The following is a 15,013-nucleotide window of genomic DNA, read 5'->3' as shown; positions in this document are numbered from 1 at the left end:
CCGGCTCCCGGGCGGTTCACACCGTCCGCTGCCGGCCCTCCCAGTACGGCTCCCGCAACCGCCGCTTGTAGAGCTTGCCGTTCGGGTCGCGGGGCATCGCCTCGGTGAAGTCGACGCTCTTGGGGCGCTTGTACCCGGCGAGTTGACGGGCGCAGTGGGCGAGGATCTCCTCGGCCAGCACCGGTCCCGGAGTGAATCCGGGGGCGGGTTCGACCACGGCCTTGACCTCCTCGCCCCAGTCGTCGTGCGGGATGCCGAAGGCGGCGGCGTCGGCGACGGCGGTGTGGGTGAGGAGGGCGGCCTCGATCTCGGCGGGGTAGATGTTGACCCCGCCGGAGATGATGAGGTCGATCTTGCGGTCGCGGAGGAAGAGATAGCCGTCCTCGTCGAGGAAGCCGAGGTCGCCGACGGTGAAGAAGTCGCCGATGCGGTTCTTCCGCGTCTTGCCCTCGTCCTTGTGGTACGAGAAGCCGCCGGTGCTCATCTTCATGTAGACGGTGCCGAGTTCACCGGGCGGCAGCCGGTTGCCGTCGTCGTCGAAGACCGCGAGTTCGCTGATGGGCCAGGCCTTGCCGACCGTGCCGGGCTTCTTCAGCCAGTCCTCGGCGGTGGCGAAGGCACCGCCGCCCTCACTGGCCGCGTAGTACTCCTCGACGCATCCGCCCCACCAATCGATCATGGCCCGTTTCACATGGTCCGGGCAGGGCGCGGCCCCGTGGATGGCGTGCCGCATGGACGACACGTCGTAACGGGCGCGCACCTCCTCGGGGAGGGCGAGGAGCCGGTGGAACTGGGTGGGGACCATGTGGGTGTGGGTGCAGCCGTGGGCGTCGATGACACGGAGCATCTCCTCGGGCGTCCACTTGTCCATGAGGACGAGCCGGTGCCCGATGTGCAGGGACGCGCCGGCGAACTGCAGGACGGCCGTGTGGTAGAGCGGTGAACAGACCAGGTGGACGTTGTCGTCGAACGGCCTGATGCCGAAGATGCCGAGGAAACCGCCGAGATAGGACTCCTCGGGAAGCTTGCCGGGCAGCGGTCGGCGGATGCCTCGGGGGCGGCCGGTGGTGCCCGAGGTGTAGTTCATGACCCAGCCGAGCGTGCGGTCGTCGGGCGCCGACTCGGGCTGTCCTTCGAGGAGTTCGGCGTACGGTCGGAAGCCCGCGACCGTGCCGACCGCGTACCGGCGGCTCTCGGGGAGCTTGGCCTCGTCGGCGGCGTTCCGTGCGGCGTCGGCGAAGCGCTCGTGGGCGATGAGCACCTTGGCACCGGAGTCGGAGACGATCCAGGCGATCTCGGGGCCCACGAGGTGATGGTTGACCGGGACGAGGTAGAAACCGGCCTGGGTGGCGGCGAGATGGGCGGTGAAGAACTCGACGCCGTTGGGCAGGACGACCGCGAAGGCGTCGCCGCGTTCCAGTCCGGCCGCGCGCAGTCCGTGCACCAGCCGGTTGGCCTCGGCGTGCAGACGTCCGGCGGTCCATTCCTCCCCGTCGGGGGCGATGAGCACCGTGCGGTCGGGGTCGGCGGTGGCCTGGGCCCAGAAGCCCTGGGGAGGTTGGCCTTGGGGGGCTCGGCTCACTGTCCCTCGCTCCTTCCGGCGATCCGGTTGAGGTGGTCCACGGCCTTCTCGAAGCCGCGGGTGAGGTCGTCGAAGACGGCCTGGACGCTGCGTTCGCTGTTCATCCGGCCGACGATCTGCCCGACCGGAGTGCCGAGCAGCGGCTCGACCTCGTACTTCTGGATGCGGGAGACCGCCTCGGCGACTAGCAGGCCCTGGAGGGGCATGGGGAGAGCGCCCGGTCCGGTCTGGTCGTCCCAGGCGTCGGTCCATTCGGTACGGAGCTGGCGTGCGGGTTTGCCGGTGAGGGCGCGGGAGCGGACGGTGTCGCCGGAGCCGGCGGCGAGCAGCTTCTCGATCAGCCGGGGCGAGGGCAGTTCCGCCTCGGTGGTGGTCAGCCACAGCGAGCCGAGCCAGACGCCCTGGGCGCCGAGCGCGAGGGCGGCGGCCACCTGCTGCCCGCTGCCGATGCCGCCGGCGGCGAGGACGGGCAACGGGGCGACGGCGTCGACGACTTCGGGGGTGAGGACCATGGAGGCGATCTCGCCGGTGTGCCCGCCGGCCTCGTAGCCCTGGGCGACGACGATGTCGATGCCCGCGTCGGCGTGCTTGCGGGCGTGCCGGGCGCTGCCGGCGAGCGCGGCGACGAGGACGTCCTGTTCGTGGGCGCGGTCGATGACGTCGGCCGGTGGCGAGCCGAGCGCGTTGGCGAGCAGCTTGATCGGGTAGTCGAAGGCGACGTCGAGCTGGTTGCGGGCGACCTGTTCCATCCAGCCGGTGATGCGCCAGCCGGAGGCCTCGCCCTCGGCGAGTTCGGGCACGCCGTACTTGGCCAGGGTCTCCTGCACGAACTGGCGGTGCCCCTCGGGGATCATCGCCTCGACGTCGGCCTCCGTCACGCCCTCGACCTTCTTGGCCGGCATGACGACGTCCAGGCCGTACGGCTTTCCGTCGACGTGGGCCTCGATCCAGTCGAGGTCGCGCTTGAGGTCGTCGGGGGCCGTGTAGCGGACCGCGCCGAGCACCCCGAAACCGCCGGCCCGGCTGATGGCCGCGGCGACGGCGGGGAATGGCGTGAAGCCGAAGACGGCGTACTGGACTCCGAGTTTGTTGCTCAGCTCCGTCTGCATGGTGCGCAGGATGCCGTAGTCCTCCGGACGAGGGAAGGGGTTTTCTGATGCGCCGTCAGATTAGGTGGGCCCGGCGCCCAATGATGCGGGGGCGTGGGGCTGTTGGGCGAGTGCGGGTTGTTGTTGGCTGGTCGCGCAGTTCCCGGCGCCCCTTGGGGTGGCTGATGCTTGACTTGGGTCACATGTGAAGCGAGGTGGAGGTGTCTCCATGAGCGAAGGTGCAGGGGGCTCGGCGGCTGGGATGAGCCGTCGTCAGCTTGGCAGGCGGGTGTTGGCCGTCGGTGGTGGGCTCGCTGTGCTGCCGTTTCCCGCCGGGCCGGTCGCCGCTTCCTCCACCGGAGGTGGTCGTCCGACCCTGCGTCACGGTTCCCCCGAGCGGGCCGGGCTCGTCCCCGACCACCTCGACCGCCTCGTCGCCGATGCCGAGGCGTTTCTCGGTCCCTCACCCGAGCACCCGTGGTACGCGGGGGCCGTGCTGCTTGCCGGGCGGGGTGGGACGGTCGCGTTGCATCGGCCGATCGGGATGGCGGTGCGGTATTCGGCGTACGACGAGGAGACGGACACGGGCGTGGAGTTTCCCGCGGATCGGCGGATCCCGATGGCCGAGGACACCGTCTTCGATCTCGCCTCGGTGTCGAAGCTGTTCACGTCGATCCTCGCGGTGCAGCAGATCGAGCGGGGTGCGCTGGAGCTGGAGGGGAAGGTCGCCTCGTATCTGCCGGAGTTCGGCGCGTCGGGCAAGCAGGACATCACCGTGCGTCAACTCCTCACGCACACCTCGGGGTTCCGCGCCTGGATCCCGCTCTACAAGGAGCCTACGTACGAGGGGAAGCTCCGGCTCATCCGGAACGAGGCGCCGCTGAACCCGCCGGGCACGAAGTACCTCTACTCGGACCTGAACCTGATCTCGCTGCAACTCGTCCTGGAGGAGATCACCGGTCACCGTTTGGACCAGCTGCTCCACGACGAGATCACCGCTCCACTCGGGATGCACCGCACTCGCTTCAACCCGCCGGCCTCCTGGAAGCCGAAGATCGCGGCGACCGAGGACGCCCGACTCCCCTGGTCGGGCCTGGACCGGGGGCTGGTGTGGGGCGAGGTGCACGACGAGAACGCGTACAGCCTCGGCGGGGTCGCGGGCCATGCCGGTGTCTTCTCCTGTGCGTGGGACCTGGCCGTGCTCGGCCGGACCCTGCTCAACGGCGGTGTGTACGGCAAGGCGCGCATCCTGGAGCCCGAGTCGGTGGAGTTGATGTTCACCGACTTCAACACCGCGTTCCCCGGCGACGAGCACGGGCTGGGCTTCGAGCTCTACCAGCACTGGTACATGGGCGCGATGGCCACCCCGCGCACGGCCGGACACACCGGCTTCACCGGCACCTCGCTCGTCCTGGACCCGACGACCGACTCGTTCCTGGTCGTCCTGGGCAACTCCGTGCACCCGGTGCGCAGTTGGCGATCCGGCTCCGCACCCCGGGTCGCCGCGGCGAACAACCTCGCCCGCGCCGTTCCCGTACGCCCCGCCCGCGGCCGCACGTCCTGGTTCTCCGGCATGACGACCGCGACCACGGCCACCCTCACGCTCCCGTCCCTCGACACCGCTTCCGCCGGGCGGCCCCGCCTGCGCTGCGCCCTCTGGTGGGACACCGAACCCCAGGCCGACGCCCTCTTGCTGGAGGCCTCCACCGACGGCGGCGAGACGTGGCAGCCGGTCGCCTTCACGACCGTCGGTGCCGAGGGCGGCCCGTGGGAGCATCCGTCCGGCACGGTCTCGGGATGGTCGGGCCGGGCGTGGCACCGGCTGAGCGCCGACCTGCCGGAGGCCGTCGGGCTCACCGTGCGCTGGCGGTACACGACCGACCGGCTCTACGTCGGCCGTGGCGTGTACGTCGACGGGCTGTGCGTCGAGTCGGGCGGCAGGGCCCTCTTCGACGAGTCGCGCCCGGCGGACGCGGAGCGGATCACGGCGGTGGGCTGGACGGCTGCCATCGACTAGGTGTGCTGTTCGGGGACGTTGGTACCGGGCGTCGCGACGCCGCGGAGATCCATCAGAAGGGCCCCGGGGAAGCGGGCGACCGTCGTTGCGCCACTGTGGGGCGGACAGTGTCCGCCCCACAGCGGCGGCCCTGCTGGTCGCGGGCAATCAGCAGGGCTTCCCCCTGGAACGGTCCCCCTCGCCGCTCCTGCCGACGATTTCAGCGCAGGGAGCATTGTTTGGCAGGGGTGTTCCGGCGGGCGAACAATGGCCGGGCTCGTTCTCGTCGCGGACCAGGCGGTCGCTTCTCTGTCGGGTCGAGCGTGTCGAATCGCGAGGTCAGCGGGTTCGCGGATTCCGGACATCCGTACCGGGCACTGCCGCGGCCGACCGGCGAAATCGGCGGCGATCCGTCGGCCGGACCGTCTTCCGTTTCGGCCACGGGGGGCGTAGCGGACTCCATGGCCCGAGAAGGTGCGCCTGTCGCATTCCGGGGATCCGATGCGCCGGCCGTCACCACGGACCAGGCGTCAGCGACTACACCGAAGCCCCGCAGGTGTTACTCGTCGAGGAACTGAATGGCGTGCTTCAGGAACCGCTCGGGGTACTGGAACTGCGCTCCATGCCCGGCATCGGGGTAGATCAGCAGTTGAGCCTGGGGAATGTTCTGGGCGAGGTGCCAGGAGTTGATCGAGGCGATCATCACGTCGTTCTCGCCGTTGAGGACCAGCGTCGGCTGGGTGATCGCGTTCAGGTAGGCATAGGGGTTCTCGCCCGGCAGCGGTTCCCCGTAGGCCATAGTCGCTTCGAACTGGGCCTGTGCGACTGCGGGCGAACTCGGCGTGTCCTGGTCGGCCCGCTGGTGACGTCGCTCCCAGAAGGCCCGGCCCGCTTCGCGCGCGGCTTCCGAGCGGCCGAAGAACAGGAAGAGGAAGTCCTCCAGACCGGGGACCGGATTCAGTGCGACCTCAGGCACCTTGGGGTCCATCGTCGGGTCCCCGCCTCGCAGGCCGGTGCCGAGCAGGAGGAGCTTGCGCACCAGCTGGGGGTGGCGCAGCGTGACCTCCTGTACCTGGTAACCGCCGATCGAGAAGCCGAGCAGATCGACCTGCTCCAGCCCCAGCGCCTGGATGACCGCGGCGATGTCGTCGGCCATGTCCTCCATCCGGTTACGCGGCGTGCCGGATGACGAGGCGATGCCACGCCCGTTGAACAGGATGACCTCACGGCCTTCGGCCAGGCCGTCGGTGAGCAGGGGGTCCCAGTTGTCCATCCCCCCGCGGAAGTGCTGGACCAGGAAGAGCGGGACGCCGGAGGGCTTGCCCCAGCGTCGGTAGGCGAATCGGTCGCCGTCGACCTCGATGAAACGAGTCGGTGCAGTCAGGTGCGTGTCACTCATGGCCTGGCCCTTCTGTGGTGGATGAGCCATACGATGACGGTCATCATCTAAAAAGTCAACCGCTTTGATGTCGATCGACATCTATGTATGCTGAACTGTCGAACGTCGACCGAAGAGGGGGCGGCTGGACATGCGGGTCACCAAGGCACAGGCGGAGCGCAACCGTGCGCACATCGTCGCGACAGCCTCCAGGCTGTTCCGTGAGCGCGGCTATGACGGCGTCGGCGTGGCAGAACTGATGGCAGCCGCCGGGTTCACCCATGGCGGGTTCTACAAGCACTTCCGCTCCAAGGCCGACCTGATGGCCGAGGCGTCCGCGAGCGGGCTCGCACAGACCGCGGCACGGACAGAAGGTGTGGACCCCGCCGAGTTCGTCGAGAACTACGTCTCCCGGGAGCATCGCGACGGCCGCAGTGACGGCTGCACCATCGCAGCCCTCAGCGGCGACGCCGCACGTCAGTCGGCGGACATCAAAACAGAGTTCGCAGCCGGGATCGAGAGCCTGCTGACGGCCCTTCAGGCCCAGAGCGACACGGCGGGGGATGCGGGCCAGCGCGCGGCCCGCACCATGGTGATCGACATGCTCGCCCATTCGATCGGCGCGATCATGTTGTCGCGGGCATGCCCGGACGGTTCTCCGCTGGCGGACGAAATCCTCGATGTCTGCCGCAAGGAAATTCTCGCGTCACTGGCACACGGCAACAGCGACCAGCCTGCGGCACGGAGCCCAGAAGCCTGACCACAGCCGACCGACGCAAGCCCCACCACCCGAACAGGGAAGGCAGCCCGGGGCGCTGGACGTCCACTGACTACGACAGCGCGCCGGTCCCGTACTCCTCCAGGACCGCCATCGCCGCGTTGTGCCCGGGAACTCCGCTCACCCCGCCGCCGCGCACCGCGCCCGCGCCGCAGAGCAGGACGTTGGTGTGGCGGGTCTCGACGCCCCAGCGGCCGACGCCTTCCTGTGCGTGGGGCCAGGCGAGGTCGCGGTGGAAGATGTTGCCGCCGGGGAGGCCGAGGTCGCGTTCGAGGTCGAGGGGGGTCCTGGCCTCGATGCAGGGGCGGCCGTCGGCGTCGGTGGCCAGGCAGTCGGCGAGGGGCTCGGCGAGGTGGGCGTCCAGCTGGGCGAGGGTCGACTTGAGGAGTTCCTCGCGTACGGCGTCGTTGTCGGCCTCGAACAGCCGCGCGGGCGTGTGCAGACCGAACAGGGTGAGCGTCTGGTATCCCTGGTCGACCAGGTCCGGGCCGAGGATGGTCGGGTCGGTGAGGGAGTGGCAGTAGATCTCGGAGGGCGGCGCCTCGGGAAGCGCGCCGGACGCGGCCTGTGCGTAGGCGGCGGCCAGTTGGCCGTACCCCTCGGCGATGTGGAAGGTCCCGGCGAAGGCCTCGCGCGGGTCGACGGACTCGTCGCGGAGCCTCGGGAGGCGCTTGAGCAGCATGTTCACCTTGAGCTGGGCGCCCTCGGCGGGGGCGGGCGGTTCGTCACCGGTCAGGGCGGCCAGTTCCTGCGGTGAGGCGTTCACGAGCACGTGCCGTGCGGCGACGGTGCCCTCCGTGTCGGCCGTCCGGTAGGTGACCTCGGCGGACCGTCCGTCCGTCGCGATCCGCCGTGCCTCGTGCCCGGTGGCGATCACGGCGCCGGCTTCGCGCGCGGCCGTGGCCAGCGCGTCGGTGAGGGCTCCCATGCCGCCGACGGGCACGTCCCAGGCGCCCGTGCCGCCGCCGATCACGTGGTAGAGGAAGCAGCGGTTCTGGCGGAGGGAGGGGTCGTGGGCGTCCGCGAAGGTGCCGATGAGCGCGTCGGTGAGGACGACACCGCGGACGAGGTCGTCGGTGAACGTCGACTCGACGGCCGCGCCGATCGGTTCCTCGAAGAGGATCCGCCACGCCTCCTCGTCGTCGATCCGATGGCGCAGTGCGTCCCGGGTGGGCAGGGGCTCGACAAGCGTCGGGAACACCCGCTCGGCGACACGGCCCGTCATCCCGTAGAAGCGCTGCCAGGCCTCGTACTCGCGGCCCGAACCCGTCAGCCGTGCGAATGCCTCGCGGGTGCGGCGTTCGCCGCCGCCGACCAGGAGCCCGGTGGGGTCGCCGTCGCGTTCGACGGGGGTGTACGAGGAGATCGTGCGGCCACGGACGCGGAAGTCGAGGTCGAGGTCCCGCACGATCTTCTTGGGCAGCAGGCTGACCAGGTAGGAGTACCGCGACAGCCGGGCGTCGATCCCGGCGAAGGGCCGCGTGGACACGGCGGCGCCGCCGGTGTGGTCCAGCCGTTCCAGCACGAGCACGGAGCGCCCGGCGCGGGCGAGGTAGGCGGCGGCGACCAGGCCGTTGTGGCCGCCGCCGACGATCACGGCGTCGTACGAGTCGTGCGGCCGGGGTCCGGCCGGGCGTCCGGGCTGTGCGTCGTGTGCGGGGGTGGCAGGCATGGCTCTTGGTAACACGCGATGATCGAGGTCGGCCAGGGGTGCGTGTCAGGTGGATCAACGCCTACTCGGTCCGCGCCGGAGCGACGGGGGCCTCAGTGGCCGCCGGTCGCCCGCTGTTGCCGTAGCGCCGCCACTCTCCGGTACAGCTCCACCGCCTCCTGGCCGCGGCCGAGCTGTTCCAGGCAGTGGGCCTCGTCGTTGCGGCTGGCGAGGGCGTCGGGGTGGTCGGCGCCGAGGACGCGTTCGCGGGCGTCGGCGACGCGGCGGTACTCGGTGAGGGCGTCGGCCCAGCGGCCGAGCCAGCCGAGGCCGACGGCGACCTCGCGGCGGCTGACGAGGGTGTCGGGGTGGTCCGGGCCGAGAACACGCTCGCGCAGGGCGCACACCTCGCGGGACTCGGCGAGGGCCTCCTCCCAGCGGCTGAGCCGGCCGAGGTTGACGCCGAGGCCGTGACGGGCGCGGAGCGTCTCGGTGTGGGCGGGACCGGAGACGCGGGTGCGGTCCTCGACCAGGGCGCGGTAGAGGGTCAGCGCGTCGGTGGAGCGGCCGAGCCGGCCGAGGCTGATGCCGACCTCGTAGCGGGCGGCGAGGGTGTCGGGGTGGTCGGGACCGAGGGCCTGGGTGCGGGCCTCGGCGACCTCCCGGTAGGTCTGCAGCGCCTCGGGCCAGCGGCCCAACTGGCCGAGGGCGTACGCGACTTCGCAGCGCGTGACGAGCGTGTCGGGGTGGTTCGCGCCGAGCACGCGGGCGCGGGCGTCGGCGACTTCGCTCGCCATGCGGTACGAGTCCTCCAGGCGGCCGAGCCTGCTGAGGTTGAAGGCGAGGTTGTGGCGGCAGCGCAGGGTGTCGGGATGGTCGGGTCCCGCGATGCGTTCGCGGGCGGCGAGGACGGACATGTATGCCTGGTGGGCCTCGAAGTGGCGGCCCAACTGGCCGAGCACATACGCCATTTCCTGCCGGGCGGCGAGGGTGTCGGGGTGCTCGGTGCCGAGCATGTGCTCGCGGGCGCGGGCGACATGGGCGAACTCGCTCAGCGCGTCGGCGGGGCGGCCGGTGCGGCTGAGGGTGAAGCCGACCTCGTAGCGGCTGGCCAGGGTGTCGGGGTGGTCGGGGCCGAGGGCGTGCTCGCGTTCGGCGGCGACCGCGCGGTGCACTTCGCCGGCCTCCGTCCAGCGGCCGAGGCGGCCCAGGCTCAGGCCCGCGTTGTGCCGCCCGGCGAGGGTGGTGAGCAACTCCGGTGACGGGGTGGGCCGTTCGGGACGTACGGGTTCCTCGACGCGGCCGGCCGCGGGGCGGGCGATCCACTCCCCGGTGAGCCCGGCGGAGGCGTCCGGCGGGGTGAGGCCCAGTCCGGCTCCGGTGGCCTTGTGGCCGGTGGTCATGCCACGGGTCCAGGAGGGCAGCCGGGGTTCGCGCGAGGGAGGCTGCTCGGGGCGGGTTCGAGGCCTGGGCATGCCGGGGGCGGCTTCGCGCGCCACGGGAGGCGAGACCACGGTCGGCACATGGACGGGGGCCGGTGCCGGGGCGCTGGCCATACGCCCTTCGCCGACCCTGCGACCCAACTCGCGTGCGTCGTGCGGCCGTTCGCCGGGTTCCTTGGCCAGGAGGTCCAGGATGATCCGGTCAAGGTACTCGGGCACCTCCTCGCGGTGGCTGCGCGGCGGGCGGGGCGCGGTGTCGCGGTGGCCCATGAGGACCGCCCAGGCGTCGTCGAGGTCGAACGGCGGTACCCCGGTGGCGATCTCGTAGAGCACGCAGCCGAAGGAGTACAGGTCGCTGCGCTGGTCGACCTGGTCGCCGCTGATCTGTTCCGGCGACATGTAGTGCGGAGTGCCCATCGCGATGCCGGTGCCGGTGAGCCGGGAGGTGAAGGTGACGTCGCGGCCGAGGCGCGCTATGCCGAAGTCGCAGATCTTCACCGTGCCGTCGGTGAGCAGCATGATGTTCGCGGGCTTCAGGTCGCGGTGCACGATGCCCTGCTGATGGGTGTAGGCGAGGGCGGCGGCGACCTGGTCGGCGATCTCGACGATGTCGGGGACAGGCAGCGGATGGTGTTTGTTGTCCTCCAGGAGCTGGCTGAGGTTGCGGCCCTCCAACAGCTCCATGACGAGGAACAGCACTCCGTCGGACTCGCCGAAGTCGTGCACGACGGTCACCCCCCGGTGCTGGAGGGCAGCCGCGACGCGCGCCTCGCGCCGGAAGCGTTCCCGCAGAACACGGGTGAAGGACTGGTCGGGCTGGGTGTTGATGGGCTTCAGGCACTTGACCGCGACCTGCCGGCCCAGCGACTCGTCTCTCGCACGCCAGACCTCGCCCATCCCCCCGCGCCCGATCAGATCGAGCAGCCGGTACCGGCCCTGGATCAGCCTGGTGTCCGCCATCGTCAACGATCGCCCCCGTATCCGTACGGACCCGCCCTCCCCTGGCCCGTCCAGTATGGCGACCTATCTCCCGACTTTGTACGGTGCCGGGCGCGAGCCGGGGCCGAGCCGTGACATGGCGCGCAGTATGTGCTTGGGCGGGAGTTGCCAGCGCAGACGTGCGGGAACACAGCGCAGGAGGGTGCCGGTGAGCCGTAGGCGACGGGTGACCACGGCCGGTGCGGGGCCCGGTCTGCCGTACAACTCGTGGGCGTACGGTGGCAGGGAGGCGTACGCCAGGTTCGCCACGCGCCGCCACAGTGCTTCGCGTGCTGGTACGAGCAACGGGTGGGCGGGCGGCCGACGCAGGAAGTCGTCCACCTCCCGCGCCTCGGGCCCGGCCGCCAACTCGGGCCGCACCTTCTCGAAGTACGCCGCCAACTCCCTCTGATCTCCAGGGACGTCGGCCGGGTCGAGGCCCACCAGACGGGCACTGACCCGGTGTTCGCCGATGTACCGGTCGGCGGCGGCCTCGGTGAGGGGGTAGCCGGAGCGGCGCAGGACGTGCAGATAGGAGTCGATCTCGGCGCAGTGCACCCACAGCAGCAGCTCGGGTTCGTCGACGCCGTATCGCTCCCCCGTGTCCGGGTCGGCCGCCGAGAGCATGCTGTGGATCTTGCGGACGCGGGCGCCCGCCTTCTCGGCGGCCTCCGTGGTGCCGTACGTCGTCGTGCCGACGAAGTTCGCCGTCCGTATCAGCCGGCCCCAGGCGCCCTTGTGGAAGTCGGAGTTCTGCATGACGCCGCGCACCGCCCGTGGGTGCAGGGCCTGGAGGTACAGCGCGCGGATACCGGCGATCCACATCACGGGGTCGCCATGGGCCTGCCACGTCACGGATGCCGGTCCGAACAGACCGGGGTCACCTATGACGGAGTCACCTACGACGGGGCCGCTGGGGGCATCCACGCCGTCAGGTGTGCCCACAGTCGCCAGGTGCCTCCAGAGCGTCACGCTGACCTGCCCCTTTGCCAACCGGCTTCAGCAGTATGGAGAGCTGTCCGCCGAGGATTCTTTGCCCATCGGTACAGATTCATGACCATCCTGCCCTGCACGGCGAAAGACGCTTCTCCCTCCCCCGGCTGTGTGCAACCGCGTATCCCCCACCACGGCGTCACCCTCGTACCTTTCCCAGGGCGCCGCCGGATCATTCGCTCGAAAGGGGGGGCGCGTCTCCTGTCTGTCGACGGAGCCGCGGCGCTGCAGTCGTTCACGAGAACGGCCCCCGGCCCGGCCATGCGCTGACGGATCGCTTCCTCCGGGATCGCGGCCTCCTCCCGGATGGCTCCGGGACCGGAGAACGCCTCTTCGGGGAGAGGGCCGTCAGGCCATCGCGAACCTGGCAACGTACTCGTCGAAGGGCTCGATGCCGACTTCCGCGCGGAGTTCGTCCATGCGGTGGGGCTCTTCGCAGGGCCACGGCACCGGTGCCCCGTCCTTCACCCCGGCGATCTGAGTGCCGTAGATCTGCTTGCAGCCCTCGTTGACCAGTGTGCGGTCGCGCAGAAAGGCCAGCTCACGCGAGCTGGCCGAGCCTGCCGACACCGCCCGCTGCATCAGCTGGAGGGCGCGTCGCTGGACGTCGCGCTGCCGGTCGGCGTGCTGGGCGATCAGCCATGCCGCACGCGCGGCCGCCTCGCCGACGATTTCCACCGTCGGCCAGCCGTACTCATTCATGATCTCACCGAGTCGGTCACCGTGCCGTGCGGTCAGCCGGCGCCATGCCAGCTGTTCGGCGGGATCATCGCTCTTCGCGTGGACTGAGGACTGGTGATCGGCCGCAGCCATGGCCGTGAGTTCCTCCGCCAGCGCGGCAATGTCGTGCGCCACTCTCAACTCCCTGTTCAAGTCGGTGCGTTGTACTCGTTGCCCGCAACCCTGGAAGAACATATCGGGCGTGAAGATCATTCTTGAGAACGGCGACAGGCACCTCCGCGCACCGCGATAGTTGATCTGACCCCGGAGCCAGAGCTGGAGTACGCGGCTGGTGCCACGATCCCCGCTATGCGGCGGGAGCCCGGCCGACTGCGCTTCCCGGCCGCCGGTCCGCGCTCTTCACCGGCAGGCCGCCGACCTGGCCACGCGGACACGGTCCACAGCCGAGCGGCTGCGCCCCCGGTACGACGACGAGTCGATGGTCAACCTTGTCCGATCACGGCGGGCGACCACGAGCGTCACCCCAAGGTCGCTGCCGCCGGCCTCGGCGTACTGCGGTCGTGGTACAGGCAGTGACCGCCGTGGGGCGACGCAAAAGCCGACCGCCTTGCAAGAACCTAGAGGCCTAAAACGACCCGGAGGTGGATTGTGATCGAGGTGAACAACCTCAGCAAGAGGTACGGGGACAAGCTCGCGGTCGACGCGTTGAGCTTCACCGTGCGTCCGGGAGTGGTGACGGGATTTCTCGGACCGAACGGGGCGGGCAAGTCGACGACGATGCGGATGGTCATGGGCCTGGACCGGCCGTCGTCCGGAACCGTCCGCGTCAACGGCCGCCCCTACGAGCAGCACAAGGCCCCACTGCAGGAGATCGGGGCGCTGCTGGAGGCGAAGGCGATCCACCCCGGACGCTCGGCATATCAGCACCTGCTCGCGCTGGCGGCGAGCAACGGCATCGGCAAGCAGCGGGTGCTGGAAGTGATCGACATGGTCGGTCTGACGGAGGTGGCCCGCAAGCGGGCGGGCGGCTTCTCGCTGGGCATGGGGCAGCGGCTGGGCATCGCCTCCGCACTGCTCGGCGACCCGAAGATCGTCATGCTGGACGAGCCGGTCAACGGACTCGACCCCGAAGGCGTGCTGTGGATCCGCAACCTCCTGAAGGACCTCGCGGACCAGGGGCGGACCGTCTTCGTCTCCTCCCACCTGATGACCGAGATGGCGTTGATCGCCGAGGACCTCATCGTGATCGGGCGCGGCCGGCTGCTGTCCGCGGGGCCACTCGCCGACTTCATCGCCCAGTCCGCCGGCCGGAGCGTACGGGTGCAGTCACCGCAGGCCGCGACCCTGCGTGACCTGCTGGTGGGCGACGGCGTCTCGGTCACCAGCAGCCGGCCCGGCGTGCTGGACGTCCAGGGGCTGGAGGCCGCCGAGATCGGCGAACGCGCGGCGGCCGCCGGGCTGGTGCTGCACGAGCTGTTCGTCCAGGAGGCGTCGCTGGAGGAGGCCTTCATGGAACTGACCCGCGACGCCGTCGAGTACCACGCCACCACCGCCGAGTTCGCCACCGCCGGAAGGACGAACCGATGAGCACCACCGCCCTCGACACACAGGAGACGCGGCAGACGACCGGGACCGCCGGTCGGCATACGGGCGGTCAGCGGGTGACCTTTCCGCGGGTCGTCCACATGGAATGGATCAAACTGCGATCGCTGCGCTCGACGCTCTACACGCTGGCGATCACCGTGGCCCTGGTCGTCGGCCTCGGACTGCTGTTCAGCGGTGTGGTCGGCTCGGGAGACGGTCCCGGGCAGGACGATTTCGGTGACCCGACCTCGATCAGCCTGGGCGGGGTGACGCTCGCCGCGCTGGCCGTCGCGGTGCTCGGGGTCCTGATGAGTGCCGGCGAGTACGCCACCGGGTCCATCCGCGCCACGCTGGCCGCGGTCCCGTCACGCCTGCCGGTGCTGTGGGGCAAGGTGGTCGTCTTCGCCGTGGTGAGCTTCGTGCTCATGTTCGTCGCGGTTCTCGGGGCTTTCCTGGCCGGTCAGTCGGTCCTGTCCTCGCGCGGTCTGGACACCACCGCGCTGTCCGATCCAGGGGTGTTCCGGGCGCTTGTCGGCGCGGCGGTCTACCTCACCGGTGCCGGGCTGATCGGCCTGGCGGTCGGCGTCCTGCTGCGCAACACCGCCGGTGCGATCACCCTCGTGGTGGGCGCGCTGTTCGTGGTGCCCGGCCTGATCCAGCTGCTGCCGAGCAGTTGGAACGACGCCATCGGCCCGTATCTGCCGTCGAACGCGGCGAACGCGGTCATGACGGTACGGACGGCAGGTGACTCGCTGTCACCCGGGTCCGGGCTCGTGGTGTTCGCCGGTTACATCGTCGTGCTTCTGGCCGGCGCAGCCGTCCTGCTCAAGCGACGCGACGCGTGACCCCGGTTGACGCGGGC

At 70.4% G+C, this 15,013-nt stretch carries 11 protein-coding genes; 4 read left to right on the top strand and 7 right to left on the bottom strand.

Translation table 11 applies throughout. The annotated features are described in order from the left end of the window. Positions 1-16: 16 nt before the first annotated feature. On the bottom strand, positions 17-1,510 hold the full coding sequence (locus JIX55_RS46660) for an acyl-CoA synthetase (protein ID WP_443046694.1): 1,494 nt from the start codon (positions 1,508-1,510) through the stop codon (positions 17-19). A gap of 68 nt (positions 1,511-1,578) precedes the next feature. Beyond that, positions 1,579-2,691, bottom strand: a complete 1,113-nt coding sequence (locus JIX55_RS46655; RefSeq protein WP_257561842.1) for a nitronate monooxygenase — start codon at positions 2,689-2,691, stop codon at positions 1,579-1,581. Between the two features lie 208 nt (positions 2,692-2,899). On the opposite strand from JIX55_RS46655, the gene JIX55_RS46650 reads away from it, so the two are divergent. Then, a complete protein-coding gene (locus JIX55_RS46650; RefSeq protein WP_257561843.1) occupies positions 2,900-4,687 on the top strand; it encodes a beta-lactamase family protein in 1,788 nt (595 codons plus the stop codon). 538 nt (positions 4,688-5,225) lie between these two features. On the opposite strand, the gene JIX55_RS46645 is transcribed toward JIX55_RS46650, so the two are convergent. Continuing rightward, positions 5,226-6,146 (bottom strand): alpha/beta fold hydrolase, encoded by a 921-nt coding sequence (locus tag JIX55_RS46645; RefSeq protein WP_257561844.1) that lies wholly within the window; start codon positions 6,144-6,146, stop codon positions 5,226-5,228. 49 nt (positions 6,147-6,195) lie between these two features. Here JIX55_RS46645 and JIX55_RS46640 point away from each other — a divergent pair, with 49 nt between their 5' ends. Continuing rightward, positions 6,196-6,804, top strand: a complete 609-nt coding sequence (locus tag JIX55_RS46640) for a TetR/AcrR family transcriptional regulator (protein WP_257561845.1) — start codon at positions 6,196-6,198, stop codon at positions 6,802-6,804. A gap of 70 nt (positions 6,805-6,874) precedes the next feature. Here JIX55_RS46640 and JIX55_RS46635 read toward each other — a convergent pair whose 3' ends face one another. From JIX55_RS46635 to JIX55_RS46620, 4 genes are all read right to left on the bottom strand, one after another. After that, positions 6,875-8,494, bottom strand: coding sequence for a phytoene desaturase family protein (locus tag JIX55_RS46635; RefSeq protein ID WP_257561846.1), 1,620 nt, complete (start codon positions 8,492-8,494; stop codon positions 6,875-6,877). A gap of 92 nt (positions 8,495-8,586) precedes the next feature. Then, positions 8,587-10,875, bottom strand: coding sequence for a serine/threonine-protein kinase (locus JIX55_RS46630; RefSeq protein WP_257561847.1), 2,289 nt, complete (start codon positions 10,873-10,875; stop codon positions 8,587-8,589). Positions 10,876-10,938: 63 nt separating this feature from the next. Beyond that, positions 10,939-11,820, bottom strand: coding sequence for an oxygenase MpaB family protein (locus JIX55_RS46625; RefSeq protein WP_257561848.1), 882 nt, complete (start codon positions 11,818-11,820; stop codon positions 10,939-10,941). A 414-nt stretch (positions 11,821-12,234) separates the two neighbouring features. Continuing rightward, the gene (locus JIX55_RS46620) at positions 12,235-12,741 is read right to left on the bottom strand and encodes a DUF6624 domain-containing protein (protein WP_257569208.1); all 507 of its coding nucleotides are present in this window, start codon (positions 12,739-12,741) and stop codon (positions 12,235-12,237) included. Positions 12,742-13,215: 474 nt separating this feature from the next. Here JIX55_RS46620 and JIX55_RS46615 point away from each other — a divergent pair, with 474 nt between their 5' ends. Continuing rightward, positions 13,216-14,154: an ABC transporter ATP-binding protein gene (locus JIX55_RS46615; protein WP_257561849.1), complete on the top strand. Its 939-nt coding sequence runs from the start codon at positions 13,216-13,218 to the stop codon at positions 14,152-14,154. After that, complete coding sequence (locus tag JIX55_RS46610; protein ID WP_257561850.1) at positions 14,151-14,996, top strand: ABC transporter permease; 846 nt, start codon at positions 14,151-14,153, stop codon at positions 14,994-14,996. The genes JIX55_RS46615 and JIX55_RS46610 overlap by 4 nt, the downstream gene beginning before the upstream one ends. Positions 14,997-15,013 lie beyond the last annotated feature (17 nt).

The sequence above is a fragment of the Streptomyces sp. DSM 40750 genome, from assembly GCF_024612035.1.
Lineage (GTDB): Bacteria > Actinomycetota > Actinomycetes > Streptomycetales > Streptomycetaceae > Streptomyces.
The sequence above is the reverse complement of the archived record's forward strand: the minus strand, read 5'-3'. Positions and strand labels throughout refer to the sequence as shown.

What these genes read in the sequence shown, in the direction of transcription:
- JIX55_RS46635 (WP_257561846.1), bottom strand. Translation starts at nt 8,494, where the DNA reads ATGCCTGCCACCCCCGCACACGACGCACAGCCCGGACGCCCGGCCGGA.
- JIX55_RS46655 (WP_257561842.1), bottom strand. Translation starts at nt 2,691, where the DNA reads ATGCAGACGGAGCTGAGCAACAAACTCGGAGTCCAGTACGCCGTCTTC.
- JIX55_RS46640 (WP_257561845.1), top strand. Translation starts at nt 6,196, where the DNA reads ATGCGGGTCACCAAGGCACAGGCGGAGCGCAACCGTGCGCACATCGTC.
- JIX55_RS46610 (WP_257561850.1), top strand. Translation starts at nt 14,151, where the DNA reads ATGAGCACCACCGCCCTCGACACACAGGAGACGCGGCAGACGACCGGG.
- JIX55_RS46650 (WP_257561843.1), top strand. Translation starts at nt 2,900, where the DNA reads ATGAGCGAAGGTGCAGGGGGCTCGGCGGCTGGGATGAGCCGTCGTCAG.
- JIX55_RS46645 (WP_257561844.1), bottom strand. Translation starts at nt 6,146, where the DNA reads ATGTCGATCGACATCAAAGCGGTTGACTTTTTAGATGATGACCGTCAT.
- JIX55_RS46630 (WP_257561847.1), bottom strand. Translation starts at nt 10,875, where the DNA reads ATGGCGGACACCAGGCTGATCCAGGGCCGGTACCGGCTGCTCGATCTG.